The 26,736-nt window shown below is 63.1% G+C and carries 22 protein-coding genes; 13 read left to right on the top strand and 9 right to left on the bottom strand.

What is annotated here, in order from left to right:
- Nucleotides 1–81: 81 nt before the first annotated feature.
- The 5 genes from SJI03_RS25100 to SJI03_RS25080 are packed head-to-tail and all read right to left on the bottom strand — an operon-like array spanning nucleotide 82 to nucleotide 9,389.
- Nucleotides 82–810 (bottom strand): YfaP family protein, encoded by a 729-nt coding sequence (locus tag SJI03_RS25100; protein WP_322429006.1) that lies wholly within the window; start codon nucleotides 808–810, stop codon nucleotides 82–84.
- Nucleotides 811–839: 29 nt separating this feature from the next.
- A complete protein-coding gene (locus SJI03_RS25095) occupies nucleotides 840–2,534 on the bottom strand; it encodes a DUF2300 domain-containing protein (RefSeq protein WP_322429005.1) in 1,695 nt (564 codons plus the stop codon).
- Nucleotides 2,534–7,105: an alpha-2-macroglobulin gene (locus SJI03_RS25090; protein WP_322429004.1), complete on the bottom strand. Its 4,572-nt coding sequence runs from the start codon at nucleotides 7,103–7,105 to the stop codon at nucleotides 2,534–2,536. Before SJI03_RS25090 ends, SJI03_RS25095 begins: the two co-directional genes overlap by 1 nt.
- Entirely contained in the window at nucleotides 7,102–7,782 is a 681-nt protein-coding gene (locus tag SJI03_RS25085) for a DUF1175 family protein (protein ID WP_322429003.1), read from the bottom strand. Before SJI03_RS25085 ends, SJI03_RS25090 begins: the two co-directional genes overlap by 4 nt.
- The gene (locus tag SJI03_RS25080; protein WP_322429002.1) at nucleotides 7,779–9,389 is read right to left on the bottom strand and encodes a DUF2138 family protein; all 1,611 of its coding nucleotides are present in this window, start codon (nucleotides 9,387–9,389) and stop codon (nucleotides 7,779–7,781) included. The genes SJI03_RS25085 and SJI03_RS25080 overlap by 4 nt, the downstream gene beginning before the upstream one ends.
- A gap of 139 nt (nucleotides 9,390–9,528) precedes the next feature.
- On the opposite strand from SJI03_RS25080, the gene SJI03_RS25075 reads away from it, so the two are divergent.
- The 9 genes from SJI03_RS25075 (at nucleotide 9,529) to SJI03_RS25035 (ending at nucleotide 18,251) form a co-directional block, all read left to right on the top strand.
- Nucleotides 9,529–11,049, top strand: a complete 1,521-nt coding sequence (locus tag SJI03_RS25075; protein ID WP_322429001.1) for a B12-binding domain-containing radical SAM protein — start codon at nucleotides 9,529–9,531, stop codon at nucleotides 11,047–11,049.
- A gap of 57 nt (nucleotides 11,050–11,106) precedes the next feature.
- A complete protein-coding gene (locus SJI03_RS25070) occupies nucleotides 11,107–12,240 on the top strand; it encodes an MlaE family ABC transporter permease (RefSeq protein WP_099380744.1) in 1,134 nt (377 codons plus the stop codon).
- Nucleotides 12,240–13,148 (top strand): ABC transporter ATP-binding protein, encoded by a 909-nt coding sequence (locus SJI03_RS25065; RefSeq protein ID WP_322429000.1) that lies wholly within the window; start codon nucleotides 12,240–12,242, stop codon nucleotides 13,146–13,148. The genes SJI03_RS25070 and SJI03_RS25065 overlap by 1 nt, the downstream gene beginning before the upstream one ends.
- Nucleotides 13,148–14,107, top strand: a complete 960-nt coding sequence (locus tag SJI03_RS25060) for an MlaD family protein (RefSeq protein WP_099380746.1) — start codon at nucleotides 13,148–13,150, stop codon at nucleotides 14,105–14,107. The genes SJI03_RS25065 and SJI03_RS25060 overlap by 1 nt, the downstream gene beginning before the upstream one ends.
- Before the next feature lie 12 nt (nucleotides 14,108–14,119).
- Nucleotides 14,120–14,734, top strand: a complete 615-nt coding sequence (locus tag SJI03_RS25055; protein WP_322428999.1) for an ABC-type transport auxiliary lipoprotein family protein — start codon at nucleotides 14,120–14,122, stop codon at nucleotides 14,732–14,734.
- A complete protein-coding gene (locus tag SJI03_RS25050; RefSeq protein WP_099390195.1) occupies nucleotides 14,731–15,918 on the top strand; it encodes a VanZ family protein in 1,188 nt (395 codons plus the stop codon). Before SJI03_RS25055 ends, SJI03_RS25050 begins: the two co-directional genes overlap by 4 nt.
- Nucleotides 15,919–15,958: 40 nt before the next feature.
- Nucleotides 15,959–16,276, top strand: coding sequence for a (2Fe-2S) ferredoxin domain-containing protein (locus SJI03_RS25045; RefSeq protein WP_099390194.1), 318 nt, complete (start codon nucleotides 15,959–15,961; stop codon nucleotides 16,274–16,276).
- Nucleotides 16,277–16,338: 62 nt separating this feature from the next.
- A complete protein-coding gene (locus SJI03_RS25040) occupies nucleotides 16,339–16,992 on the top strand; it encodes an alpha/beta hydrolase (protein WP_035828394.1) in 654 nt (217 codons plus the stop codon).
- A gap of 113 nt (nucleotides 16,993–17,105) precedes the next feature.
- Nucleotides 17,106–18,251 (top strand): D-alanyl-D-alanine carboxypeptidase family protein, encoded by a 1,146-nt coding sequence (locus SJI03_RS25035; protein WP_099380749.1) that lies wholly within the window; start codon nucleotides 17,106–17,108, stop codon nucleotides 18,249–18,251.
- Nucleotides 18,252–18,323: 72 nt separating this feature from the next.
- Here SJI03_RS25035 and SJI03_RS25030 read toward each other — a convergent pair whose 3' ends face one another.
- The 3 genes from SJI03_RS25030 to SJI03_RS25020 are packed head-to-tail and all read right to left on the bottom strand — an operon-like array spanning nucleotide 18,324 to nucleotide 22,245.
- Complete coding sequence (locus SJI03_RS25030) at nucleotides 18,324–19,712, bottom strand: cytochrome c (RefSeq protein ID WP_322428998.1); 1,389 nt, start codon at nucleotides 19,710–19,712, stop codon at nucleotides 18,324–18,326.
- Between the two features lie 14 nt (nucleotides 19,713–19,726).
- A complete protein-coding gene (locus tag SJI03_RS25025; protein WP_322428997.1) occupies nucleotides 19,727–21,514 on the bottom strand; it encodes a GMC family oxidoreductase in 1,788 nt (595 codons plus the stop codon).
- 38 nt (nucleotides 21,515–21,552) lie between these two features.
- Nucleotides 21,553–22,245, bottom strand: coding sequence for a gluconate 2-dehydrogenase subunit 3 family protein (locus SJI03_RS25020; protein ID WP_322428996.1), 693 nt, complete (start codon nucleotides 22,243–22,245; stop codon nucleotides 21,553–21,555).
- A 232-nt stretch (nucleotides 22,246–22,477) separates the two neighbouring features.
- Here SJI03_RS25020 and SJI03_RS25015 point away from each other — a divergent pair, with 232 nt between their 5' ends.
- Both SJI03_RS25015 and SJI03_RS25010 read left to right on the top strand, forming a co-directional pair.
- On the top strand, nucleotides 22,478–23,041 hold the full coding sequence (locus SJI03_RS25015) for a TetR/AcrR family transcriptional regulator (protein WP_199534531.1): 564 nt from the start codon (nucleotides 22,478–22,480) through the stop codon (nucleotides 23,039–23,041).
- A 56-nt stretch (nucleotides 23,042–23,097) separates the two neighbouring features.
- Complete coding sequence (locus SJI03_RS25010; RefSeq protein ID WP_322428995.1) at nucleotides 23,098–24,024, top strand: aldo/keto reductase; 927 nt, start codon at nucleotides 23,098–23,100, stop codon at nucleotides 24,022–24,024.
- Here SJI03_RS25010 and pssA read toward each other — a convergent pair.
- Nucleotides 24,021–24,806 (bottom strand): CDP-diacylglycerol--serine O-phosphatidyltransferase, encoded by a 786-nt coding sequence (gene pssA, locus SJI03_RS25005; RefSeq protein ID WP_099380754.1) that lies wholly within the window; start codon nucleotides 24,804–24,806, stop codon nucleotides 24,021–24,023. The two genes, SJI03_RS25010 and pssA, sit on opposite strands and share 4 nt — an antisense overlap.
- A 225-nt stretch (nucleotides 24,807–25,031) precedes the next feature.
- Here pssA and SJI03_RS25000 point away from each other — a divergent pair, with 225 nt between their 5' ends.
- Both SJI03_RS25000 and SJI03_RS24995 read left to right on the top strand, forming a co-directional pair.
- A complete protein-coding gene (locus SJI03_RS25000; RefSeq protein WP_322428994.1) occupies nucleotides 25,032–25,985 on the top strand; it encodes a CAP domain-containing protein in 954 nt (317 codons plus the stop codon).
- A gap of 108 nt (nucleotides 25,986–26,093) precedes the next feature.
- Nucleotides 26,094–26,729, top strand: a complete 636-nt coding sequence (locus SJI03_RS24995) for an Hpt domain-containing protein (RefSeq protein ID WP_099380755.1) — start codon at nucleotides 26,094–26,096, stop codon at nucleotides 26,727–26,729.
- Nucleotides 26,730–26,736 lie beyond the last annotated feature (7 nt).

Genomic DNA, 26,736 nt, shown 5'->3' with positions numbered 1-26,736 from the left:
CTCGTCTCACTCGGCATTTGCATGCGTCGTTCAGCGAGGGGGCGAATTATAGCCAAGGTGCCGCGGCTCCGCAAGGGCCATTTATGGCAACACGAATGACTTCACCAGGGTCAGCTCGCCAGCGGCCCGCATCGGTACCTGGAAGCTCTGCAGCTTTTCACGCGGCGTGCCTTCGTTGGTGATGACCGATATGCGGGCGACAGTCAGCATGGCGGTGTTCTCGCCACTGCCGTAGTAATTCACATAGACGTGATAATTACCCTTCAGGGGCGCCGCGCTGGAAAATATCTCCGGGCCATAACCGGTGGTTACGTCAACATCGAGCGCGCCGCCATCTTTCAAGACGCGGTTGCCGTACCAGGCGTGGCCACCGTCCGGCGTGACCACGTGCATATCGAGGTCGGTGCCGGCGCTGTCCCAGGACAGCACGACGCGCAGGCGCGCCTGGGTCTTGCCCTGGTAGCTGTCGACAAACTGGGTGCGCGCGCGGCTCCTGCCATCGGGCGAGCGCACTTCCACGCTGTTCGAGCCGCTGCCGAAGCCATAGGGACGGCCGTAGCGGCCATCCTCACCCACTTCCATCGGCATCGCCACTCCATTGACCACCAAAGTAGCGGGCTTGCCCTTGACTGCACCGGCGATGCGTCCCCGTATCTGCACCGTCTCGGCCTGGCCCGGCTGCAGGTTGACCGACGCGGCGGGGTAGTTGACCGCTTGCGTGTATTCCTCGCTAGCGCCGGCCGAATTGCGCCAGCCACTCCTGGGGGCGTCGATGGTGACCTGGGCCTGGGCCCAGAGTGGCAATAGCATCAGGGGAATCGCGCAACGGATATAAAAACTCACAGGGCCTCCAGGTTAAGGTCGACGAGCCGGCGGGCCAGCCGCTCGACATATTCTTCGTCCTGGCCGCGCGGATGGTTGCGCAGGCCAAGATGCAGGTATTCATGGGCCAAGGTGATGCGGTCTTCGCGCGTGGCCAGCGGGCGCATGAAGATGCGGTTGCGCGACTGCTCCGAATACGGCGCGCCATTGGACAGGGCGCAGACCAGCGGCGCTTGCGGCGGCGCCTCGTAACCGGCCTCGCGCAGCAGCACGCGCTGCCAGCGCGGCACGGACCGCGCCAGCCAATCCTCGTTCTGCGCCAGACGCCGGCAACGCGCGCCGGTATTGCCAAAGGTGCTCAGCGCACCACCGGGATAGGCCGTCGCCAGCAATTCATCATAGTGCTTGCCTTGTTTCGCCTGGCGCACCGCCTCGCTCCACGCCATGGTCCCCTCGGACGCCTGGTGGCTGTGATAGCGCACGGTGACGCCATCGACGATCAGCTGGTCGGTCCAGCGCGCAATGGCCAGCGCCGCCGGCGTGGCGGGACTGGGACTGACGCGCTGGGTTGCGCTGCTGTCGGCGATCTGCTGGCAGCCTGCCACGGTCACTGCGTTCTGCTGCAGATACGTGCGCGCGGCAATCGCCAGCGCCTTGGCCGCTTCCGGCTCACTAGTACTCGCTTCGCGATCGAGCACGCGCGCCACATATTCATTGACGCCGAAGCGGCCGCGCAATTGCGGGCGGCCGCCTTTCTCTTGTACCAGCATCAGTTCACCGCTGCTGCGCAGGGCGAGGTTCTGGCCATTTTCGAATTGCACATGGTAGCGGCCATTCAGCGGGCCACTCAGTGGGCCAACTACGGCCACGCCACGCTCGCCGCGCACGGCACGGATCGGATAGCGCTTGAAGTAATCGACCACCACACAGCCGCCATCGTCGGCCGCACCCACTGTCGGCAAGCTGGCGGCCAGCCTGGGCGCCCACTGTTCAAAGACATTGCTGCTGCCGCCCGCGCCGCCAAACCAGATCGGCGTGCCGTCGGCCAGCCAGCCGGCCGCGCCGCCGATACGTTCGTCTGCCCGGCGCTGCTCGTGCCAGGAATACGTTTTGACGCGCAGCTGGCTGCCGAACCAGCGCGCCGTACCGGCGCCGCGTCCATCCAGCACCACGCGCAGCAGCGCCGCCTCGGCGTCCACGCGGCTGGCGGCCGGAATGCTGTCCAGCGCGCGCAGCAGGCTGTCCAGGCGCACCAGGCGCTTTGGTGCCAGCTGCGCGGGGTCGGACAGCCAGGCAAAGTCGCCGGCCGGCGCGCTACCCAGGCGGCCGGTCCAGTATTTGCGCCACGGCGTGGCCGTGATCATCAGCCGCCTGGGCGAGAAAAATGGACCGCAGGACTGCGCCAGCGCCGCGTCGTGGCCGATGCTCTGGCCCGCATCGCAGCAATACACTTCTTCCGGATCACGGCCGCTGCAGCGATAGTCCGGCATCGCCACCTTGTTATCGTTCGCGTACACATACACGAACAGCTTCCACAGGCTGGCCAGCGGCACTTGCCGCGCGCCGTCAAACGGTGGCGGCGCTGTGCCGCCATGGCGCAGCTGCCGCACTTCGATTTTGCCGTCACGCCACCAGGCCACATCCAGCGAGGCCGAAAAAGCGGGCGTCGCCAGCAGCGTGGCAAGCATCAAGGCCGGACGTACAAAGCCCATCACTCGACCTTCAACGCGCGCGTGGTCTTGCCGCCGCCTTCGAAGGCTTTCTGCTCCGGCTGATACATGCGGTAAAAGCGCGCCGGCGGCAGCACATAACTGCCCTTCTGCGCAAAACGGATCAGATGGCGCACGGTCACTTCGCCTTCCAAAGGCTCGATCGGCACGGCGTAGCCGTCGCGGCGCTCGGTGTGGCGCGCGCGTTCCAGCGCGGCCGGCTTGACGCCTGCCATGACCATGCCCCAGGTAGTCGATTCGACCATGGCGCCCGGTGGCAGCGCCACTTCCAGCAAGCCAAAGCGGTGCTTCGCGCCCGGCGCCGCTTTCAAGGTGATTTCATCGAGGTAGAGCGCGTCCGTGCTGAGCGCCTCGCCCGGCTTGACCAGCTCCGTCGTGTAGCCGCCCTTGCCCGCCTTCATGCGAAGGATGCGACGTTCGACGGCAACCGGCAAGGTCTGTGCTTCGGCGACGTAACTGTCGTACTGCAGCACGGCCACCGTGCCGGCCGGCGCCGCGGTCGATGCGGTGAGACGCAGTTTGTCAGGCAGGCCCTTGGCGTCGGCCCAACGCCAGACCGGCTGGCCGCTGCGGCTGTCGCGTTTTTGCCAGGCGCCGTCCAGCGTGACGGCCGGCCCCTTGCCGAACGATGCACCGCCCAGCTTCTTTTGCACCCACATCAACGTCATCGCGCGGTCCAGGGTCGGCATCTCGGCGCGCACGCTGGCCAGCACCACGTCAGCCTGCGATGACGGCACTTCGCCGGCCAGCATCAGCAAAGCCTGCGCCACCGGCGCTTTCGATACACTCAGCACCTGCCACGAACTGGCCACTTGCAGCTGCAGCGAATGCGGCAGAGCGATGCCATTCTGGCTGGCGACCACCGCCACCAGACCCAACGACATCGCTTGCGCTTCGCGGTCAGAGGCTCCGCCCAGCAGCAGGCTGCCGCTGTCGCCCTCCTGGCGCGGCTTGCCGCCCAGGACGGCGATAGTGCTGTCGTCCACCAGGCCCGCCGCCAGGGTCTGCGTCGGTAACCCCATCTCGCGCGCCATCCACAGTACCAGTGCGCGGTCGCCCATCGCATCCTTCAAGCCATGTTCGCTGTAGACGGCCAGCAGCTTGTTCCAGTGCTCGGATGGCAACTCGATATGCAGCGCGCGCGCCGCGTACCAGTCCGCGTAGTAGGCGTAAGCCGTCATCAGGGCATTGCCGGCCGTGGCATTGCCCCACCAGCCGAAGACGGCGTTCGGACCGGCCATGGACACCAGACGCAGACGCTGCGCAGTCAGCAGCGTTTGCAGGCGCTCGCTTGCCGCTCCAGCGTCCGGCCCCAGGCTTTGCGTAGCCAGCGCCAGCGGGATCAAGCGGCTCGCCGTCTGCTCCACGCAGCCATATGGATAGTCGATCAGGTCGTCGGCAATGCGCGCGAACTGGCTGGCCGCTCCTTGAGCGAACGAGACGCGGATATTGCGCGCGTCCGCCGGCAGCTTGAGTGGAATATCACCGGTGGCGCCATCGAGCGGCAGCACCAAGGAGCGCGGGCTGCTCCACGCGGCGGGCAAGGTTTGCATGGCCGTATCGAGCGCGTCGACCAGTTTGCCATTCTGTTTTACTTCCAGACGCAGCGGCCCGGTAGCACCAGCAGCGAGCGGGAACTCGACGTAATTGACGCCCGGTTTGGCGGACAGTTTTTCCGACTTCGGCTGCGCCCCGCCGGAGAGAACAACGTCGAGCGCCTGCTCCTTGCCCGTCTGGTTGAACACGGCCACCGAAGCACGCGGCGCATCGCCGGCGCGCATCCAGTCGGGTGCCGTCCACTTGGCATAGAAGTTTTTATCGGAACGCAGATAGGCGGTGCGCTGGCCGACGCGTCCCTGCTCATCCATCGCGCGGCCCGTGATACGCCAGCGGGTCAGCGCATCGGGCATGGTGAAACTCACGCGCGCATTACCATTCGCATCGGTCTTCAGCGATGGCGCCCAGTAAGCCGTATCGATATTGTCGCGGCGTGGACGTTCCAGCACCTTGACGCCACGCTCGTTGTAATTGTGGCGTGCCGGTGCGCCCGCTGTGCGACCCTGCGCCATATCGTAGCTGATGAACGACAGGCTGGCCGTGGTGCGCACGTTGTTGCGGCGCGGATGATAGAAGAAGTCGCCGATGTCCGGCGCGATTTCCGGCTGCAGCACATAGATCATTTCATCGACCACGCCCAGCGCCACCATCGTGCTCAAAGGCTTGCCGTCCAGCGTCGCCTTCACATCCAGCGTGACCTTCTCGCCCGGTTGGTAGACCTCCTTGTCGCTCTTGAACTGCAGCGCGATGCGCGGCTCGATCACTTGCAGGCCGGCGTTCTCGAAGACGAAATCGCCATTGCGCGTGTACGCCACCGAGAACGTCATGTTCGGGCCATGCTCTTCTTTTACCGGGATGCGCACTCTCCACTGCCGCGGCGCCACGCGCTTCGTCTGGTACCAATCGGCGGCGCCGGCCATCAAGCCATGGTGCTCCACCTTGTCGCGCTCGAGCGTCAACAGCGCCTGGTCGACCTTGTCGGAGAACGTGATCAAGGCCTCGGCCGTGTCGCCCGGACGATAGCGGGTGCGGTCCAATACGATCTCGATGCTGCCCGGCGTCGTTTGCACGCCATCGCCGGCGACCCAGTGGCTGGCGGCGGCCAGCAGGTTGCCGCGCTCGTCGCGCAGCGCCAGCTGATACGAACCCGATGCCGGGAATGTCACGTCCCAGCCCTTGGCAGCCGGATCGAAGGCGCCCTCGGTCTTGCTTTGTTTTTCCAGCTGCACCATCTCCCAGCGCACGGGCTTCGCCGCGCCCTGGCCGTCTGCCAGCAAGTCGAAATGCACGGTTTGTCCCGGATCGGAAAACTGTCGCGTGGCTTTCAGCTGGTAGCTGCTGCTCGAGCGTTCTATCATCAGCTCGCGCGTCGCCTTGACGCGATAGGCCGCGCCATCGGTCGCCAGCACGGTCAGGATGTAGCGCGAGGGATCGGCGGCGGGCGGCAAGGTGAAGTCCACATTGCCGCTGCCGTCGCTCGTCACTTCCTCGGTCTTCAAGGCCACGGGGAATAAGCCGCTGTAACGCAGCTCGCCCTCGACCATGGTGTTTTGCTGGCCGCGCAGCGACAAGGTCATCTTCGCGTTTTTCACGGGCTTGCCATCGGGGTAGCGCAACGCGATGCTGCCCTTGACGGCCTCGCCCGTCTTGAATTCCGGCTTCGAGGGCTGGACGTTGATTTCAAAGTGCGGTTTGACGTATTCGGCCACGCGGAAGGCCGCGCCATACGCGCCATCCTTGTAATTGAAGCGCAGTTCATAGCCGCCGGCGGTCGCTTCCGTGGGCAGGCGGAAGCGCGTGTCCGCGCCCGTGTCGCCGGACAGCTGCAGCGTTTGCGTCAGCAGTGGCGTGCCGTTCGGATTGAGCACGCTCAAGCTGATCGGCGCCGCGCTTGCCGCCTGCGAATTGCGTGCGGAGGTGAATTCGCGGCCCAAAAACTTGACGTTGACTTCGTCGCCGGGCCGGTACAGGGGCCGGTCCGTCACCGCATAAATCTTGGTGTTATAGATTTCGCTGTCATAGTAAAAGTTCTCGGACACGAACACGCCGCCGTCGCGGTCCTGGCCCAGCACATACGTGTGTTCCGGGCTGCCGCGCTCGAGCGAGGCGACGCCGTCGACACCCGTGGTGGCCGATTGCAGCACGCCGGTGCCGTCCGTCCACGCCACATTGGCGCCGGCCACGGCGGCGCTGTTGTCGCGCCGCGCCGTCCAGACCAGCATCTGGCCGGACGATACCTTGGTCACGGCCACTGTGTCCGACACGAATACCAACGTGGTGGCGCGGTGTTCGCCGATGATCGCTTCGATCAGGTACAAGCCCGGCTTGCGTTTGCCCAGCGGAATCATCACATTGCCGGCGCCAGCGACGACGAAGTCGCTGCTCGATCCATCGAGCTTGACGCCTTTGGGCGGGGCGATGGCCTTGGCCTGCCAGATCGGATAGCGGAAGCTGTCGACCAGCTCCATGCCCTTGATCGGCTTGTACTGCGGATGGTTGGCGAACACGGTGCGCCGGCGGATCGCGTCGTTCGTCGCCAACTGCGGCTGTTCTTTGGTAACGGCCAGGCGCGCCTCGCCGGAAAACAGCTTGCGCCAGGCCAAGCGCGACTGCTTCCACCAGCGATCCCACAGAAAGCTCAAGGTGTTGGCCAAGCCTTCGCCCTGGTAATTTCCCTCGACCTGGATGCGGTGCAGATTGCGCTGCTTTTTCAGGAATTCCATCGGTTCGGGCACGCGATAGACGACGATGTCGGCGCCCGAATACGCTTCCAGGTTCATGCGCCCCATGTCGCGGCCCGGCACTTCCAGGCGCACGCGCGCTTCATCCAGACTGCCGTAGCTGGCGTCCGACAGCAGGAAGAAGGGTTCACCCTTGAAGGTAGCGTAGTTGCTAGACTCGTTGCTCGGTTCGCGTTCCTGCGCCGAGGCGCCGCCAATGAGGAGCAACGCCAGCAGGCTGGCAAAGAACAGCTTCATGACAAAAATCGGCCTCATGATAAAAACGCCAGCCGGAACACCCCGGCGAAATTGGGATTGTTGACCACAGGTTGCCACCGCGTGTCCTTCCAGCTCGTAAGTTCTTTGATATCGACGGTCCGCAGACCATTGTCGTCGGGGGTGACGGTGCCGGTGTGGTAGGCGATGCGCGCCCCCATCCAGACCATCAGATGCTGTTCGTCGCCCTGGTCGAAAAACAGCAGGTCGCCGGGCAGCGCCTGGCTGATTTCGCGGGCGATGAAACGGCTGTTGTGCTGCACCAGCGCCAGCGCCGTGACGAAGTGGCCGATGCTGCCACCCGTCTGCACCCAGCGGTTGCGCAGGGCAGCCTGGGACGCGCTCAATTCCAGCTCGGGCGGCAGGCGCCGGTCGCTGGCGATGCCGTTCGCATGCAGCCACTTCGCGTCATGCACGGTGAGCGCTTCGTTGACGGCAAAGCGCACCAGGCCGGCGCAATCGCGGTGCGTCCAGCGCGGCGACGGCCCCCGTTCGATCTGCGCGTTGACGATGCGCAGCATCCAGGCCTGGAAGGCGCGGCTCTGTGCCTGCGACAGCTGCACTTGCGGTTCGGCGACCGCGCGCAGGGCCCACGCAGGCATTGCCGCGGTGGCGGCGCAGGCCGCCAGCCAGCGCAAGGCGGCACGGCGTCCATGCCGCCCATGCCAAAGCGTCATCGCGCAGTCTCCTGCCATTCCAGCGTTTCCCATGACGTGCCGCTGGCTGGCTGCCGCTTGAGCACCATGCGCAGCGGCGGATATTTTTTCAAGGCGTTCAGGCGCGGCACCAGGTGTTCGTTGGCGGCTGCGCGCAAGACCGGTTCGTTATTCGCCGGCAGGGTGTCGAAGGCTTCCAGCTGGATCAGCCGGGCCAGCGACGCCGGCGCGATCAGGCCGATCGTGCGCGCGCCATCGGGCAGCAGGTCGCTGGCGGCCGGCGCTTGCTTGCGGCGCACGGCCAGCACCTGGTCCACCAGCTTGCCGTCGGCCGAGAAGACTACGGTATTGCCGGCCACGGCCAGCGCCGGCGTGGACTGGCCCAGGGCAGTGGCGACATTGCGTTCCCAACGCGTGGCACCATCTTTACCTGTCGTTTTGCGCACGGGGTCCTTGCCGCCGATGGCAGCCTCGAACAGGCTGCCATAGACGGCGTCATCACCGGCCTGCGCACTGCGCGTGGCAACAAAAACCGGCGTATGCAGGCGCGAATTGCCGTACCAGCACGCGGCGGCAGGCCCTTGCAAGTGTTCGGCCAGCGGCGCCACCGGCGCGGAGGTCTTGCTGCCCAGACGCTTGAGCACGGGCTGCAGCGCGGTCCAGTCGACCGGCACGCTGAAACAGGCGCTCGGGTTGTGCGGCAGCACGGGCCACAGGGCGCTGCTGTCGTAACCGCCCTTGCCGCTCTTGTTCAACTTGTCGGCATTGAGCAGCACCTTCGATTGCCAGGCGCCCTGTTGAAAATCGAAGCGCAGCGCCTCTAACGCGCCAAAGAAGGGCTGGTAGCCGAAGGACAGGAAGTCGGCCTTGACGGCGATGCTGTGGCCCTCGGGCGCGGCGCCGTCGAGATGGAACTGCGGATGAAAGACGTTTTGCTTGGCCGCCTCCTGCGCCAGCAGGCTGGCCACGGTTTTCTCGGCCGTGCCATCGCCATGCTTGCCATCGCTGCCGCCATACAGCATGCCGGGATGGGAAAGGATGACCAGGCGCTGGCCGTGCGCGGCAAACAGCAAGGTGCGCTGGTAGGCATAGTTCAACGCGTACACGGGCACGCTGTCGCCATCGACGCGCAAACTGCCGGCCACGCGCATCTGCGTATCCTTCAAGGCGATCTTGCCCGCTTCCTCGAGCAAACGCGTCAGCTGGCTGCGCGACACGGCAATGGCGAAATGCTTGAGCGAGCCATCAGCGTCGCGCCACAAGGCCACTTCCGCCGGCTGGTCCAGCACCATGCGCAGCAGCTGATCACCCCAGCCCAGCTCATGTTCATAGGCGATGCGGCGCAAGCTGCCCTTCAGGCCCAGCCGGTCTTCGCTTTGCTCGTAATAGAACAGAAAATCCTCGCGCAGCACGTCGCGCGCCAGCGGCACCGTCAGCAGGTCGCGCGGCAAGGCCGACAGGCTTTTCGTGCGGACCAGCGCGTCGGGCCGCGACAAATCGAGCTTCAAGCCGTTGACCGGCCCCATCGCGCCCCAGCCAAACACCCGGTAACCTGCCAGCACGGCGGCAACCAGCGCCACGCCGGCCAGCGCCCCGACCAGGACTTTTTTCTTGAGTACTTTTTTCACCAGCACCGTGTATCCCTTTACCCTGCCGTAGCATTGACAAGTTAGTAATTATTGACAAATGGTAACATGGCATTTGTGGCCGCAGCGCACAGCTGACGCGACAGCGTAAAATAGCGGTTTCGCCGTTTCCATCGCCGCTATGACCATCCTGCTCTCCACCCTGAACGCCCGCTACACCCATGCCTCGCTGGGATTGCGCTATTTGCTGGCCAATATGGGGCCGTTGCAAGCGCAGACGCGGCTGCAGGAATTCGTCATCGGCACGAAAACCACGGAGCTGGTCGAGCGCATCCTCGTCAACAAGCCGCGCATCATCGGTTTTGGCGTATATATTTGGAACGTCGAGGAAACGACCAAGCTGGTGGCCATGCTCAAGAGGGTGGCACCCGAGGTCATCATCGTGCTGGGCGGGCCGGAAGTGTCGCATGAGGCGGGCGAGCAGGAAATCGTCAAGCTGGCCGATTACCTGATCACGGGCTGGGGTGACGTCACCTTCCCCAAGCTGTGCGGCGAGATCCTCAACGGACCAAAACCGCTGATGAAGATCCATGCGGGCGTGCAAGCCCCGCTGGCGGAACTGCAACTGCCCTACTCCTTGTATACAGATGACGATATCCGCCACCGCACGATTTACGTGGAAGCGTCGCGCGGCTGCCCGTTCAAGTGCGAGTTCTGCCTGTCGGCGCTGGACAAGACGGCCTGGCCCTTCGCGCTGGACAACTTCCTGGCCGAAATGGAGTCCTTGCATGCGCGCGGCGCGCGCCTGTTCAAGTTCGTCGACCGCACCTTCAATCTGAATATCAAGACCAGCTTGAAGATCATGCAGTTCTTTCTGGACAAGATCGAGGCGAATCCGGACGACCCTATCTACGCTCACTTCGAACTGGTGCCCGATCACTTGCCCGACGCCTTGAAAGAAGGCATCAGCAAGTTCCCTCCCGGCGCGCTGCAGTTCGAGATCGGCATCCAGAGTTTCAATCCGGACGTGCAATCGCTGGTCAGCCGCAAGCAGGATAATCAGAAGGCGGCCGATAACATCCGCTGGCTTTGCGAAGAATCAAACGCCCATTTGCACGTGGACTTGATCGCCGGCCTGCCGGGCGAGGATGAAGCGAGCTTCGCGGCTGGTTTCAACAAGCTGGTGGCCTTGAAACCGCATGAAATCCAGTTCGGCATCTTAAAGCGGCTGCGCGGCACGCCCATCATCCGCCATACGGAAAACTTTGGCATGGTGTTCGACCCGCACCCGCCCTACACCATCCTGGCGAATAAACAGCTCAATTTCATGAGCATGCAGCGCCTGGTGCGCTTCGCACGCTACTGGGACCTGGTCGCCAACTCGGGCCGCTTCGCCAATACGGTGCAATGGATGCTCGGTGATGCGCCGTTTGAAAACTTCATGGATTTTTCGAACTGGCTGTACGCCCACACGGACGCCACCCACCGCATCGCCATGGAACGCCTGGCCAAGCTGGTGGCGCAATGGCTGCAGACGCGCGGCATGAGCGCGGTCGAGGCCAATGCCCTGCTAGCCAGCGACTATGCGGGCGGCGCGCAAGCTGCCGCGCACGCCAAGACAAGCGAAGTAAGTACTAACAACGCCAAGGTGCGCCCGGACGTCGCCCTGCCGCAGCGGCAGGCACGCCATCTGGCTTCCTGACAGGCTGGCGATTGAACAGCGGTGGCGGTCTGCGCCATTCTCCCTTAAACTGGCACGATGCCGACTGTACAATCGCCGAAACTGACCCTCTCCCAGACCAGCTCCCAACAGGGAGCCCTTGTCACTGCCAGCGGCACCTGGCAAGTGCACGCGCTGGCGCATGACAATGCCATCAAGGCCATCGACGCCCAGCTCAAGCCCTTGCAGGACGATGCCAAGGTGCAATGGGACCTGTCGGCCATCGACAGCATGGACCATATTGGCGCCCAGCTGTTCTGGAATGCCTGGGGCAAGCAACGCCCCGCGCAACTGACCCTGGCGCCGTCACAAGAAGAGTTTTTCCGGCGCATCGAAGAAACGGGGCCGTTGACAACGCCACCCTCGCGCGCCAACCGCCTCACGCCCGTGATGAAACTGGGCATGGCCATCCTGCTGTTTTTCGAACATTTGAAGGGGTTTATCGCCCTCGTGGGCCAGGTGACGCAGGATATCGGCCGCTTCGCGCGCCATCCGATGCGCGGCCCCTGGCGTGAAATTTCCGCCAATATCTTCCATGCGGGCTTCCAGGCGCTGGGCATCACGGCCCTGGTCGGCTTTCTGATCGGCGTCGTGCTGTCCTATCTGTCGGCGCAGCAGCTGCGCGCCTTTGGCGGCGACATTTACCTGGTCAACCTGCTGGGCATGAGCGTCATCCGCGAACTGGGGCCGCTCTTGGCCGCCATCCTCGTGGCCGGGCGCTCGGGCTCATCCATCACGGCGCAGCTGGGCGTCATGCGCGTCACGGAAGAGCTCGACGCCATGCTAGTGATGGGCATTTCGCACGGTTTCCGCCTGATCATGCCGAAAGTGCTGGCCCTGGCCATTTCCATGCCCCTGCTCGTCATCTGGACGGATACGGCCGCGCTGATCGGCGGCATGGTGGCGGCCAAGGTGGAACTGAACCTGTCGGCGCGCTATTTCATCCAGAAACTGCCCGATGCCGTGCCGCTGGCCAACTACATGATCGGCCTGGGCAAGGGTGTGATTTTCGGCATGCTGATCGCCCTTGTGTCATGCCACTTCGGCCTGCGCATCAAGGCCAACACGGAAAGCCTGGGACGCGGCACCACCACCGCCGTCGTCACGGCCATCACCGTCGTGATCCTGGCTGACGCCGTGTTCGCCATCGTCTTCAATGGAGTGGGCTACTGATGACGGACGATACCAATATCGCCTGCAAGGCGAGCGAGGGCAAGGACGGCCAGTTCAACCTGCACGGCAGCGCGCCCGTGGTGGAGATCACCAATCTGTGGACCAAGTTCGGCCGCACCGTCGTGCACCAGGACTTGAACCTGGAAATCGAACGGGGCGAGATCCTTTCCATCGTGGGCGGCTCAGGCACGGGCAAGACAGTGCTGCTACGCCAGATGCTGGGCCTGGAACATCCGGCGCGCGGCTGCGTCAAAGTGTTTGGCGAAGATATCAACCAGGCAAGTTCCGACCAGCTGCAACAGTTGCGCAACCACTGGGGCATGCTGTTCCAGCAAGGCGCCCTGTATTCGGCCCTGACCGTGTTCGACAATGTGGCCCAGCCCATGCGCGAATTGCGCGTACTGCCCGAAGCGCTGGTACACGACGCGGTACTATTAAAGATGAATATGGTGGGACTGGGCCCGGAACATGCGCTCAAAATGCCGTCGGACTTGTCGGGCGGCATGATCAAGCGCGTGGCCCTGGCGCGCGCCCTGGCGCTGGAACCGAAACTATTATTCCTCGACGAACCCACGGCGGGCCTGGACCCGGACCTGTCGGAAAGTTTTGTTGCCCTGATCCAGTCGCTGCACCGCGAGCTGGGCTTGACGGTGGTGATGGTCACGCATGACCTCGACACTTTGTTCGCCCTGTCCACGCGCATCGCCGTGCTGGCGGAAAAACACGTGATCGCCATCGGCCCCACGCGCGAAGTGATCGAAGTCGACCATCCGTTCATCAAGCAATTTTTCCTCGGCGACCGCGGCAAGCGCGCGCTGGCCGTCCTCGATGAGAAACAGGCGGCGGTGGCGGACCAGGCGGCGCAGCCAGGCGACGACGCCGGCACAGACAAGAAAGCGGAGAAGTAATGGAAAACAGATCACATGCCCTGATGACGGGATTTTTTACACTCACCTTGCTGGTGGCCGCGATCCTGTTCGGCGTCTGGTTCAACCGCGACCGCGTGGAACGGGTGCCGTACCTGCTCGCCACCACCCTGTCCGTGCCGGGCCTGAACCCGCAGGCGACCGTGCGCTACCGGGGCCTGGAAGTAGGCAAGGTTGACGCCATCGACTTCGACACGCAAAAGGCGGGGCAAATCCTCGTGCACATCAGCGTGGCGCCCGATACCCCCGTCACCAATACCACTTTTGCCACCCTCGGCTACCAGGGCGTGACGGGCATCGCCTACATCCAGCTCGACGATGAACACGTGGGCTCGAAACTGCTGGGCACCAGCAAGGACAAGCCGTCGCAGATTCCCCTGCGCGCCGGCTTGCTCGACCAGCTGGAAAAGCGCGGCAAGCGCATCCTCGACCAGGCCGAACAGATCACCAACAAAGTCAACAACCTGCTCAGCCCCGACAACCAGGCCGCCATGCTGGGCGCCTTCACTGAAGTGGGCAAGGCGGCCAAGGCCTTCGGCGCCATTCCGCAGCAGCTGGAGCCGACCCTGACGCAATTGCCGCAACTGACGGAACAGACGCGCCAAACCTTGACGGCCGTCAGTACGGCCAGCAAGAACGTGTCGGACCTGACGGCCACGTGGAAAAAACTGGGCAACGATATCCAGGCGCCCGGCGGCGTGCTCGAGAAGGTCAATGGCACGGTCGACCGGGTCGGCACTTCCGTGGAAACGGTGGCCAATGGCGTGTCGCTGGAAGTGCTGCCGCAGGTAATCGAGCTGAGCGGCGAAGCGCGCTCCTCGATGCGCGCCCTGAAAACCACCATGAGCACGCTCAATGAACAGCCGCAGAGCATCTTGTTCGGCGCCCCAGACATCCCGCCCGGCCCGGGCGAGCCCGGTTTTTCGGCACCGGGCAAATAAGGAGAACATCGCATGCCTATCCCACGCCATCTCAGCGCACTCATCCTGGCCGCCGCATTCCTGCTGGGCGGTTGCGCCAGCCGCGGTCCCGTGCCCACGTTTTACGATTTCGGCCCGGCCGCGCCGCTGGCGGCCGCGCAGCCGGCCGCGCCAGCCGTGCCCGTGCTGGTGATCGCCGACGCCAACGGCCCATCCTGGCTGGACAGCCAGCGCATGTATTACCGCTTGCTGTACGCCGATGCGCAGCAATCGCGGCCGTACGCCTACAACCGCTGGAACACGCCGCCGCTGCAACTATTAAGCCAGCGCCTGAAGACGCGCGTGGCGCAAAGCGGCGTGAAAGTGCTGTCGACCACGGACGCGGCCGCCGGCATGCCCCTGCTGCGCATCGATGTCGATGATTTTTCGCAAAACTTCGACACGCAGACACAAAGCAGCGGCCACGTGTCGCTGCGCGCCTCGGTCTTTCGCGGCCACCGCCTGATCGACCAGAAAACCTTCAGCCGCAGCGGCCCCGCCGGCAGCGCCGACGCGCAAGGGGGCGCGCAGGCGCTGGCGGCCGCCTCGGACGCCATCGCCGCCGACCTGCTGACCTGGCTGGGCACGCTGAATATCACGAAAGAATGACCGAGCCCGCATCCCCAGCCAGTCCGGCGGCGCCGCTGCCGCCCGTCCGTTCCTCGCCCGTGTCGCGCGCGACCCTGCTCGCCTACGTCTTCCTGATCGTCTACGCCAGCTGGTTTCCGTTCACGGGCTGGCACAGCAATGGCCTGTCGCCGCTGACTTTCCTGGAAAACACGCGCATGCCCCGTTACTGGACGGGCTTCGATGTCGGCGTGAATATCGTCGGCTACATCCCGCTGGGCGCCTTGATCGTGTATTCGCTGTTTCCAAGGATCACAGGTTTCTTTGCCGTCATCGTTGCCAGCCTGTGCGGCATGTTGATTTCCGGCAGCATGGAAGCCGTGCAAACCTATTTGCCCAGCCGCGTATCGTCGAACCTCGACTTTTATACGAATGCGGCCGGTTGCTGCATCGGTTCCATCATCGGCGCCCTGACGGCGCGCAAGCTGCTTGATCACAGCCATTTATACCGCTTGCGCCAGCGCTGGTTTGCCCAGCACGCCAGCCAGGGCCTGGTGCTGGTGGCACTGTGGCCGCTGGCGCAGATCTATCCGCAAGGCTATCTGTTCGGCCTGGGCCAGCTGCTGCCCATCCTGTCGGACTGGCTGTCGCGCCTGGCGGGCATGGAGATCGACCTGGCCACGTATCTGCGCCCCGACGTGATCTTGACCGTCGAGCAATATTGGCTTTCGGAAACCATTATCACGGCTTGCGGCATGACGGGCGCCGTGCTTACCTTGCTGTGTCTGCTGCGCCGCGCCGCGCCGCGCGCCATTTTGATGCTGATCCTCATCGCCGCCGCCTTGACCGTGCGCTCGATGGCCAGCGCGCTGCTGTTTTCGCCGGAAAACGCCTTCGTCTGGATCACGCCGGGCGCCCAGGGCGGTTTCCTGATCGGCCTGATCATGCTGGGCGGCCTGGCGTTCGCGCCGCACGTGGCGCAGCGCCGCATCGCGGCCGCAACCTTGCTGCTGAGCCTGGTAATGGTGAATACGACGCCGATCAACCCGTACTTCATGTCAACCTTGCAAGGCTGGGTGCAAGGCAAGTTCCTCAACTTCAATGGCGCGGCGCAATTCCTCGCCTTGCTGTGGCCCTTCATGGCCCTGTGGTTCCTGTGCCTGCCCTCGCACCGCCTGAACCGGCAGGAGGACGTGCAGCGCCAGCGTCGCGAAGACCACCCATAAGCGTTATCATGGCGCATTGATGAATCAGCAGGAGAATAGTATGAGCGACGCACCGTATTTTGAACGCCACGTTTTTTTCTGCATGAATAAACGTGAAGACGGCCGCAGCAGTTGCGGCGACCATGGCGCGGAAGCGGCGCAAAAGCATTGCAAGCGCCGCATCAAGGAACTCGACATGAATGGCGCGGGCAAGATCCGCATCAACCAGGCCGGCTGCATGGACCGCTGCGAGGAAGGCCCATTGCTGGTGATCTACCCGGAAGCGACCTGGTACACCTATGTCGACACCAGCGATATCGATGAAATCATCGATACGCACCTGGTGGGCGGCAAAATCGTCGAACGCCTGAAAATCTGAGCAGCATATTTAATTTCAACGTTTTAACTTCAAATTAAGCCTACGCCACCAGTATGAGCATCATGAACAGAAACTCGGAAAAATTTACCCTCGCCGGCCATGCAGGCAGCATGGAAGGCTTGCTCGATTTCCCGGCAGACACTCCGCGCGGCATCGCCCTCGTGGCCCATCCGCATCCGCTGTACGGCGGCACGATGGATAACAAGGTCACGCAAACCCTGGCGCGCGCGTTTGTCGCCCTCGGTTACGTGGTGGCGCGCATCAACTTCCGCGGCGTCGGCGCTTCCGAAGGCGTGCATGACCATGGCGCGGGCGAAACGGACGACATGCAATTGCTGTATGAACACATGCGCGGCCTGTATCCAGGCTTGCCCGTGGCCCTGTCCGGTTTCTCGTTCGGTACCTTCGTGCAGTCGAAACTGCAGGAACGCCTGGCCGCCGCCGGCACGCCCGTCGAGCGCCTGGCGCTGATCGGCAGCGCGGCCGGTAAGTGGGCCATGGCCGACATTCCCGCCGACACCATCTTGATCCACGGCGAACTGGACGACACAATCCCCCTGTCCGCCGTCTTCGACTGGGCCCGTCCACAAGACATACCCGTGATCGTGATCCCCGGCGCCGACCACTTTTTCCACCGCAAGCTCAATCACATCAAGAACCTCGTGATTGCCCTGTGGCATGGTGACAAACCCGCAATAGCAGCAGATGATCATTGAAGTGTGGGCTTACTAGCGCCTCCACAGCTATAATTGATCCGTTTTTTCCACGCGGCCATGTAAGCAGCAACGACATGGCCCTCAGCCTTCATCTTTTTCGCAGACCAGCCTCCATGAAAAAACTTTTAGCGGCACTGGCCTCCAGTGTATTTTTCTTTTCCGCCGCCTTCGCCCAGAGCGTTCCAGCCCCGACCATCGCCGCCAAGTCCTGGCTGTTGCTTGACGCCACCAGCGGCCAGATCATTGCTTCGCAAGATCCGGACGCCCGCATCGAGCCGGCTTCGTTGACCAAAATCATGACGGCTTACCTGACGTTTGCCGCCATCCGCGAAAAGAAACTGGCGCTGGACCAAAAAGTGAACGTGTCCGTGCGCGCATGGAAGGTCGATTCGAGCAGCTCGAAGATGTTCATCGACCCGGCCACCCCCGTCTCGATCGACGACTTGCTGCACGGCCTGATGATTCAATCGGGTAACGATGCCGCCGTGGCTCTGGCTGAAGCCGTTGCCGGCGATGAAGGAACGTTCGTCGTGCTGATGAACCGTGAAGCGCAACGCATGGGTCTGAAAAACACCCGTTTTGCCAATCCGCATGGCTTGCCTAGCCCCGATAACTATTCCACGGCGCAAGACTTGTCCGTACTGGCCAAGCGCGTGATCGCCGACTACCCGGAATTCTACAAAATCGATTCCGTGAAAAGCTTTACGTACAACAAGATCACCCAGCCTAACCGCAACCGCCTGCTGTGGCTGGACCCAACCGTAGATGGCATGAAGACGGGCCACACGGAAGCGGCTGGCTATTGCATGATCGCCTCGGCACGCCGTCCGGGCGGCACCGGCGAGCGCCGCTTGATCTCCGTGGTGCTGGGCACAACGTCGGACCAGGCCCGCACGCAGGAAAGCCAGAAGCTGCTGAACTGGGGCTTCCAGAACTTCGATACGGTCAAGCTGTACTCGAAAGGCCAGGCCGTGGCCACGCCGGAAGTATGGAAAGGCTCGAAAGGCACCGTGAAAATCGGTTTCGCCCGCGATGTGCTCGTGACCGTACCAAAAGGCACGGCTGCCAAGATGAAACCTGTGCTGGAACGCAAGGACCCGCTGGTCGCCCCACTGGCTGAAAACGCGCCTGTCGGCAAACTGAAAATGATGGTCGACGACAAAGTCCTGCTGGAATTGCCTGTCGTGGCGCTGGAAACCATCAACCAGGCCACGATCTTCGGCCGCGCCTGGGATTCGATGCGCCTGTGGATGAAATAAGTCTTTAGCATTTCCCCACAAAAAATGCCCGCAGATACTGCGGGCATTTTTTTCGTCTTGCGTTACGTCAAATTACTTCGCCGGCGCATCCTTCAAGTGCGGCTTGCGCGCCACGGGCGGGAAGGTGCCGTGACGGCCTGCCGCAAACGTCGCTTCCGTCTGCGACGCTTCCACCGGCACGGCCACCTTGCGCACCTTGGCCACTTGCGCCGCCGTCACCGGTGTGCCGCGGTTGCCCCAGCTGGTCTGGATGAACGTCACCACCTGGGCAGTCTGCTCATCATTGAAAATGTCGGCATACGGCGCCATCGTCAGCGCCGACGGTGCCGTGCGCGTGGCCGGCACGGCGCCGCCCGACAGCACGATGTTGATGGCCGAGGTGGGATCGTTCGTCTGCAGCACGGCATTGCCGGCCAGCGCAGGGAAAGCCTTGTCGTAGCCCTTGCCGTCGGAGCGGTGACAGCCGGCGCAGCGGTCCAGGTACAGCTGCGCGCCCGTCGAGTTGACGATACCGCTGAACAATTGCTTGCCCAGCTTGTCATCGGCCACGAAGGCCGGCGTGGCCGGCTTCGATGGCGGCAGGGATTTCAGGTATTTCGCCATCGCCGCCAGGTCGCCATCCGTCATGTGCTGCATGGAATGGGCTACCACATCGTTCATGGCGCCGAACGAGGCCGTATGGCTGTTGCGGCCCGTTTTCAGGAATTCGGCGATCTCCGCCGCGCTCCAGCGCGCCAGGCCGCCCCCATGTTCATTGCGCAAGGAAGGCACGGACCAGCCGTCGATCACGCCGCCGCCCGCCAGGAAGGTGGTATTACCCTCATCCGTCAGCGATTTTTCCTGCATCCCCACGCCGCGCGCCGTATGGCAGGCGCCGCAGTGGCCCAGGCCCTGCACAAGGTAGGCGCCGCGCAGCAATTGCGCGTCGCCCGTCACCGGCACCTTGTATGGCTGCGGCGTGGGGGCGAACGCCCAACGCCAGATGGTCAGCGGGAAACGCATCGACAACGGCCACGGAATGTCGGCCGCCTTGTTCGGCGTCGGGTCCGCCTTCACGCCATGCATGAAATAGGCGTACAGCGCCTGCATGTCCGCCTCGCTCAGGCGCGAGTACGATGGGTACGGCATGGCCGGATACACGGTATAGCCGTGTTTCGTCACGCCGGTGCGCATCAGCTTGTCGAAATCGGCAAAACTCCAGTCGCCGATGCCGGCCTTTTTATCGGGCGTGATGTTGGTGGAATATACCTTGCCGATCGGCGTTTCCATGCCCAGGCCGCCCGCGAACGGTTGGCCTTTCGTGCCGGCCGTATGGCAGGCGATGCAGTCGCCGGCGCGGGCCAGGTATTCGCCCTGGCGTATCAGCTGGGCGTTCGGGACGGTGGTGGCTGCCGACCAGGCGGCGCCGGAGGCGAGCGCCAGCAGCAGCGCGCCCACTGTATGGGTGAATGTGTTGTTCATCTTCTTGTTCTTTATCAGGCGACCAGGGGACGGGGATCTTTCAGGTATTGCTCGCGGATGGCCTTGGCCGACCAGTAGGTCAGCGCGCAGGCGAGGCCCGTCGGGTTGTAGCCGATGCCGACCGGGAACACGCTGGAACCGACGGCAAACACGTTGTGCACGTCCCAGCTCTGCAGGTAGCGGTTGACGACGCTGGTCTTGCGGTCCGCGCCCATGGCCGTGCCGCCCGCCCAGTGGGTGGTCTGGTAGTTGCGCAAGTCGAGGTGGTCGCCCACGCTCTTGACGGACACCTTGATCGCCTCCGGATTCATGGCCTCGGCCACCTTCATCATCTTGTCGGTGACGAAACGGCTCATCTTGATGTCGTTTTCCTTCCAGTCGAAGGTAAAGCGCAGCAATTGCTGGCCATACTTGTCCGTGTAGGTCGGGTCGAGGTCGACATAGCAGTCGCGGTAAGTCATGTTGGCGCCATGGCAGTCGAACGAGACCGTGTTCAAATAACTCTTCTTGACGGCCTTTTTCCAGGCCGCACCCCAGGCGGGCGTGCCGTCCGGCGTGGCGATGCCCGAGATGGGCTTGGAGCCTGCCGGGTTGCACCAGGCGGGTGAGCCGCCCACAAAGCCCAGCGGGCCATGGTCGAAATTGTCGCCATTCCAGTCATCGAGCGCGACGCCGGTGCCGCCGGCGCCGATGAAGGGATTCGTGTTCGTGTCTTCCTTGAAGAAAGTCTGGATGGTGGACATCATCTGGTAGGCGATATTGCGCCCCACCACGCCTTCATTGCTGACGGGATCGTACGGCTTGCCGATGCCTGACAGCAAAAACAGGTGCGCGTTGTTGTAGGCAAAGGCGCTGGCGATGACCAGGTCGGCCGGTTGCTCGACAGCCTTGCCATCCGCATTGATGTAGGTCACGCCCGTTGCACGTTTCTTGCTGCTATCGAGATTGATGCGCACGACGTTGCAATTGGCGCGCAATTCAAAGTTCGCCACCATGCGCAGGGCCGGCATGATGTTGACGTTGGGCGAAGCCTTGGAATAGTTATAGCAGGCGTAGCCGGAGCAGAAACCGCAGAAGTTGCACGGTCCCATCTGGCAGCCGTACGGGTTCGTGTACGGGCCGGACGCGTTCGACGAGGCGTTGACGAACGGGTGGTAGCCGACGGCCTTGGCCGCGCGGCGGAACAACTCGGCCGTGTACGGCACTTTTTGCGGCGCCAGCGCGTAATTGTCGGAGCGGTCGGCCTCGAACACATTGCCGTCGCCGACGACGATGCCGTTGACTTTATACGCCTGGCCCGAGGTGCCGAAGACTTTCTCGACGAAATCGAAGTGCGGCTCCAGCTCGGCGTAGGTCACGCCAAAGTCCTGGATCGTCATACCTTCGGGGATGAATTTCTTGCCGTAGCGGCGTTCGTAGTGGCTGCGGATTTGCAGCTCTTCCGGCAAGACGCGCCAATGCATGCCCGACCAGTGCAAGCCCGCGCCACCCACGCCCGTGCCGGGCTTGAAGGCGCCGATCTGGCGGTAGGGCACGGCCACGCCCGTGATGCTGTGACGGAAGGTGAACGTGCTCTTCGACATATCCTGGAACAGCTTGCTGCGTTGGATATACGTCAGTTCGTCGAGGGTCTTCGGATAGGCGCCGTCGGGATAGGTGTCGCGGTACTCGCCGCGTTCCAGCGCGACCACGTTCAGGCCCGCTTCCGTCAATTCCTTGGCCATGATGGCGCCGGTCCAGCCGAAGCCCACAATCACGGCATCGACAGGCTTCATTTTTACATCGGGTTTGATATCACTCATGATGGTTTTTCTTTTTCTTTGATCGGGTACTAAAAGTTTTAGGCGATGGATACCGGCGGAAGAGGATATTTTTTCCCGTACTGTTCCACCCAATCCATGTAATCGGCGCGCGCGCCGGGGAATCCCACCATCTTCCAGGCCAGCATGTCCTTGTTACCACCGTGCACGGGGTCGCAAAAGTAGCCTTCGCGCGTGTTTTGCAGCAACTGGTTGAAGAAGACTTTCGACGGCACTGCGCCGATGTCCAGGGTGCCCTTTTGCAATTGCGTGATGACGGCGTCGCGCTCGGCCGCGTTCAGCTGCACGAAAGGCTTGCCGGCCTGTTTCTGCACGGCTGCGTTAACGCCGGCCAGGGCGCTCTGGTACAACTCGCGCGGCGCCATGTGGAACTGGTAGCCGAACTGCTCGATCGAGGGCACGAACGGCCCCTGCATGTACCACAGCGCGCCATACGCGTATGGCGTGTTCATCTGCGCGTCGATGAATTCATGCGCGCCGGACTCCAGCGCACCCGGCCCTTCGCCGTCGGCGGGGATCAGCCGGTCAACCAGCGCGCTCAAGGTGGCCCATTCGGTGGCGTCGAAAAAGCGCGGTTTATAGGCAGGCTGGTCCTTGGAGACGGCCATGGCCAGGCCGCCGCCGGCGCCGGCCAGCAAGGCCACGGCAGGCGCGGCGCCGACGGCCTTGCGCAGGAAGTTACGCCGGTGGGGCGAAATCCCGATGATTTTCATAGGTTTTCCTCAGGCGGCACGAGCCGCCACAGTGATGGATGTGGGAGTCAGAAAGAAAATGCGGGCACGCGCCGCGGAGAGTGCAGAATTCACGTTGGAAAGACTGGGATTATCGCGGCGCTCCACCGTCAATCTCTTGGTTAGTTGACCAACATGATTGACAAGCAGTTGCTTTGCATTTACGGTGCGCATCGTACCATAATTAAAAGAAACATTCAGAGACAGGCTAGACGTGATCAAAAAAGAGGCCGTGGCGCGTGGCCGCCCGCGCAAGGCGGGCGTGGAAGATGCGGTATTGGAAGCGATCGTCATGCTGGTGCGCCAGCATGGGCTCGACGCCGTGACGATACAGATGGTGGCCGACGTGGCCGGCGTGGGGCGCCAGACGATCTACCGGCGCTGGCCGCGCCGCGAAGACATGCTGCTCGACGCGCTCGTCAAGCGCACGGCGGAGAAGCTGCAGCGCGCGCTCGACATGCCGGACGGTCAGGAAATCGAAGCGATCTGCGCGCGCATCTTCGACAACCTGAACGCCGACGGCCGCTTCACCTGCGACCTGCTGGTGCTGATCCACAATGATGCGGCCGCGCAACTGCGCTTTCGCGAACAGATCGTCGCGCCATGGATCACCCTGGTGGTGCAGCGCCTGGTCAACATCGGCGTGCGCGCCGACCTCGACCTGCGCCTGTTCGCCTTCATGCTGCAGTCGGCACTCGTGTACCAGATGCAACTGGGTGGCCAGCTCGACCTTGCCCTGCAGGAGCGTTGCTGCCGCTTTATCCGCAGCATGCTCTAGCTTAGCTGGCTATAATCGTGGCGAGTCCCCTCACGCCACCATCAGAAAGCCAGCCCATGAGCCATGTATTTCCTGCCAGCCTGCAAGCGCCGCGCAGCCGTTTAAGCAACAACGGTCCCGAACTGTCGCGCATCGTCGCCGGCATGTGGCGCATCGGCGAGTGGAATATGTCGGCGCAGCAGCGCCTGGCTTTCATCGAGCAATGCCTGGCGCTGGGCGTGTCCAGTTTCGACCATGCCGATATCTATGGCGATTACAGCGCCGAAGGCCTGTTCGGCGAAGCGCTGGCCCTGCAGCCGGGCTTGCGCAACAAGATGGAACTGGTCAGCAAGTGCGGCATCAAGCTGCTGTCGCCGCACCGCCCCGGCCATGCCATCCAGCATTACGACACGAGCGCGGCCCACATCACCAGTTCCGTGGAACAGACCTTGCGCCAGTTGCACACGGACCGCCTGGACTTGCTGCTGATCCACCGTCCCGATCCGCTGATGGATTTCGACGAGATCGCCGGCGCCTTCACCCAGCTGCAACAGGCGGGCAAGGTCTTGCACTTCGGCGTGTCGAATTTCAGCCGCCACCAGTTCGAGTGCCTGCACCGGCGCTTCCCGCTGGTGACGAACCAGGTGGAATTTTCACCGCTGCACGTGGCACCCCTGTTCGACGAAACCTTCGACGGCTTGCAGGACGTGGGGGTGGCGCCGATGATCTGGTCGCCGCTGGCCGGCGGGCGCCTGTTCCAGGGCGGCGACGCGAATGTGGAGAACTTGCGCAATGTCATCAAGCAGATCGCCGACCAGTTGCAGCGGCCGTTTGCCAGCGTGGTGTTTGCCTGGATCATGCAACTGCCTTGCCGTCCCCTGCCGCTGACGGGCACGGGCCGCATCGAAGCCGTCGGCGTAGCCGTGGAAGGCACGCAGTTTACTCTCAGCCGCAGCGACTGGTTCGCCATCCTGCGCGCCGCGCGCGGCCATGAGGTAGCCTAGTCTATCTCGTCCGGATCGTTGAATACTTGAGGCAGCGCAATGCCGCGCCAGCCCAGGTACCACGCCAGGTTGAGCAGCAGGGTGGCGGCGATGTAAACGGCGAAGAACAGCGCAAAGAAACTGGTCTTCAGCCACACCAGCAGGGCGATGGCGACGATCAGTACCAGCAGCGCGGCCAGGCTTTTCTTTTGCTTGGAGCTGGGGAAACGCAAGGTCGACACCATCAGGCTGCCCACGCCGACGAGCAGCAGCATCAGCAGATAGCTGTGCAGCATGGAATCGATGGGCGCCGGCCACGCCACCACCACGGCCGCCACACAGGCGGCCCCGGCCGTGATCGGCATGCCGACAAAATACAGGGGATCGGTGCGCCCCACGTTGACATTGAAGCGCGCCAGGCGCATGGCGCCGCAGGCAACAAAGAAGAAGCTGGCCATGCCGCCAAAGCGCAGCAGCAGCGGATCGTGCACGCCCATCTGCACAAAGCCATAGCAGTACAACAGGACGGCCGGGGCGCAGCCGAAATTCATCACGTCGGCGATGGAATCGAGCTGCACGCCGAACTGGGAACTGGTGTTCGTCAGGCGCGCGACATAACCGTCGAGCGCGTCAAATACCCCGGCGAGCACCAGCAAGGCGGCCGCCAGGCGGTAGGCATCCGCGTCGCCCACCGCGGCGTTATCGACGGAAATGACGATGCTGGCAAAACCGCAGGCTATCGAAAGCAAAGTCACCATGCTGGGCAAGGCGTACTTGGCGCGCTGCAGGCGCGACTTGGGCAATGTGTTCAAATTTGTGGACAATCAAAGAAATCGGAAATGAGGCAACGCAGCGGCAAACGCTGCACTATGCTCATTCTACCCTGCGCAGCTGCGGCACCGTCTGCGCACGAGCGCGCGACATATCTTGTCATGGATGCTCTACGGCATATAAAAATGCCTTAGAATCATTTCACAGGGCAGCACGCTGACACCCACCGCTGTCCGCCTACCTATACAGGAGTCAACTTGATTGCCTCGTCACTGCGTTGGAAATACTGGATACCCGCCCTGCTGAGCGCAGCCCTGCTGAGCGCCTGTGGCGGCGGCGATAGCGGCGGCAAGACGTCGCTGAGCACCTCGACCCAGGCCGGACAGCTGACACAGGAGCCGGGCGCTCCCGTCGTCAGCAACAATATCGCCACCGATGGTTTCAACTGGATCAATTACCGGCGCAGCCAGATCGGCCTGGCGCCGCTGGTACGCAATAGTCTGATCGATAACGCGGCACTCGGCCACTCCAACTATCTGAACAGCAATAATGTGGTGGTGCACAATCAAGTTAAAGGCAAACCCGGCTTTACCGGCGAAACACTGTATGACCGCCTGACTGCGTCGAACTATGGCGTCACGTCCGTCTGGGGTGAAGTCATCGCGGGCGTGGCGACCAATTCCGGTTTCTACATGGCGGAAAACCTGATCACGGCCGTGTACCACCGCTTCCTCATCTTTGAACCGATCTTCAAGGAAGGCGGCGCCGGCGCGGCCGTCAACAATAGCGGCTATGCCTATTTCACCACCGACCTGGCCGGCAATAGCCGCTATGGCCCCGGCTTGCCAGCCGGACAGATCGTCAGCTACCCGTTCAACGGGCAGACCAAGGTCGCCACCAGTTTCTCCAGCAATGAAGAAGAACCCGATCCCGTGCCTAACCAGGACGTGGTCGGCTACCCCATCAGCGTCCATGCGAATTTCGACGCCACCCTCAGCGTGACGACCTTCACCGTGCGCCAGCGTGGCGCAGCGACGGACCTGACGGTACGCCTGCTCAGCAAGGAGACCGATGCCATCAATACCTCGCGCTCGGTGGCCGCCATCATCCCGCTGGCCCCCCTGCTGGCGGCCACCACCTATGACGTGAGTTTCATCGGCAAAGTCAATGGCGCGAACGTCACGCGCAGCTGGTCATTCACGACGCGTTAGTCTGGCAGCGTCTGCCAAGCGGACGCAGTACCGAGGGCAACTGGATGTAAAATAGCAGATATTGCATGAATGCAATTGACAAGTTTTGGGGCCCTCTGCACACCAGGCATGATGAAACCACACGCCACTTGCGATGATGATGCCGCCCTCGCGGCATCCGACATGGTCCGGATTCTCGATGTCGAGAACGGACTGGGCCGCATCATGGGCGACCGCATCCTGTACCTGAAAATCCTGCGCCGCTTCCTGCATGACCACGGCACCACGCCGTGCCAGATCCGCGCCGAATTCGACACGGGCAATTATGCTTCCGCGCGCCTGAAGGCGCATACCCTGAAAGGCGCCGCCGGCATGATCGGCGCGCGCCACGTGCACGGCTTGGCGGAAACGCTGGAATCGGCACTGCGTGCGCAAGCGCCCGACCTGGCCCGGCAGATGCTGCAGCTGGAACTGGCGCAGGATCAATTGCTCGGCGCGGTCAGCAGCATGCTGGGCACGCCGGAGGCAACCCACACGGCGGCGCAGGACGTGGCGCCCGATCCTGCCGCGCCCGCCATCCAGCTGCTGCTGGCGCGCCTGGCCAGCCATCTGCGCGAAGGCGACGGCGCGGCCATCGACATCCTGGAAAACTCGGCCAGCCTGCTGGCGGCCAGCCTGGGCGTGCACGTCTACCAGGAAGTGGCAGCCGCCGCGCATGAGTTCGATTTCGACGGCGCGCTGGCGGCGCTGCTGCGGCGCCGCTAATCGCCAC

It is taken from the genome of Janthinobacterium sp. GMG1 (assembly GCF_034427795.1).
In the GTDB taxonomy this organism is placed as follows: domain Bacteria; phylum Pseudomonadota; class Gammaproteobacteria; order Burkholderiales; family Burkholderiaceae_D; genus Janthinobacterium.
This window is presented reverse-complemented; position numbering and strand designations above follow the sequence as displayed.

Coding starts and splice junctions, on each gene's coding strand:
- SJI03_RS25100 (WP_322429006.1), bottom strand. CDS start 810: ATGCTATTGCCACTCTGGGCCCAGGCCCAGGTCACCATCGACGCCCCC.
- SJI03_RS25095 (WP_322429005.1), bottom strand. CDS start 2,534: ATGGGCTTTGTACGTCCGGCCTTGATGCTTGCCACGCTGCTGGCGACG.
- SJI03_RS25090 (WP_322429004.1), bottom strand. CDS start 7,105: ATGAGGCCGATTTTTGTCATGAAGCTGTTCTTTGCCAGCCTGCTGGCG.
- SJI03_RS25085 (WP_322429003.1), bottom strand. CDS start 7,782: ATGACGCTTTGGCATGGGCGGCATGGACGCCGTGCCGCCTTGCGCTGG.
- SJI03_RS25075 (WP_322429001.1), top strand. CDS start 9,529: ATGACCATCCTGCTCTCCACCCTGAACGCCCGCTACACCCATGCCTCG.
- SJI03_RS25070 (WP_099380744.1), top strand. CDS start 11,107: ATGCCGACTGTACAATCGCCGAAACTGACCCTCTCCCAGACCAGCTCC.
- SJI03_RS25065 (WP_322429000.1), top strand. CDS start 12,240: ATGACGGACGATACCAATATCGCCTGCAAGGCGAGCGAGGGCAAGGAC.
- SJI03_RS25060 (WP_099380746.1), top strand. CDS start 13,148: ATGGAAAACAGATCACATGCCCTGATGACGGGATTTTTTACACTCACC.
- SJI03_RS25055 (WP_322428999.1), top strand. CDS start 14,120: ATGCCTATCCCACGCCATCTCAGCGCACTCATCCTGGCCGCCGCATTC.
- SJI03_RS25050 (WP_099390195.1), top strand. CDS start 14,731: ATGACCGAGCCCGCATCCCCAGCCAGTCCGGCGGCGCCGCTGCCGCCC.
- SJI03_RS25045 (WP_099390194.1), top strand. CDS start 15,959: ATGAGCGACGCACCGTATTTTGAACGCCACGTTTTTTTCTGCATGAAT.
- SJI03_RS25040 (WP_035828394.1), top strand. CDS start 16,339: ATGAACAGAAACTCGGAAAAATTTACCCTCGCCGGCCATGCAGGCAGC.
- SJI03_RS25035 (WP_099380749.1), top strand. CDS start 17,106: ATGAAAAAACTTTTAGCGGCACTGGCCTCCAGTGTATTTTTCTTTTCC.
- SJI03_RS25030 (WP_322428998.1), bottom strand. CDS start 19,712: ATGAACAACACATTCACCCATACAGTGGGCGCGCTGCTGCTGGCGCTC.
- SJI03_RS25025 (WP_322428997.1), bottom strand. CDS start 21,514: ATGAGTGATATCAAACCCGATGTAAAAATGAAGCCTGTCGATGCCGTG.
- SJI03_RS25020 (WP_322428996.1), bottom strand. CDS start 22,245: ATGAAAATCATCGGGATTTCGCCCCACCGGCGTAACTTCCTGCGCAAG.
- SJI03_RS25010 (WP_322428995.1), top strand. CDS start 23,098: ATGAGCCATGTATTTCCTGCCAGCCTGCAAGCGCCGCGCAGCCGTTTA.
- SJI03_RS24995 (WP_099380755.1), top strand. CDS start 26,094: ATGATGAAACCACACGCCACTTGCGATGATGATGCCGCCCTCGCGGCA.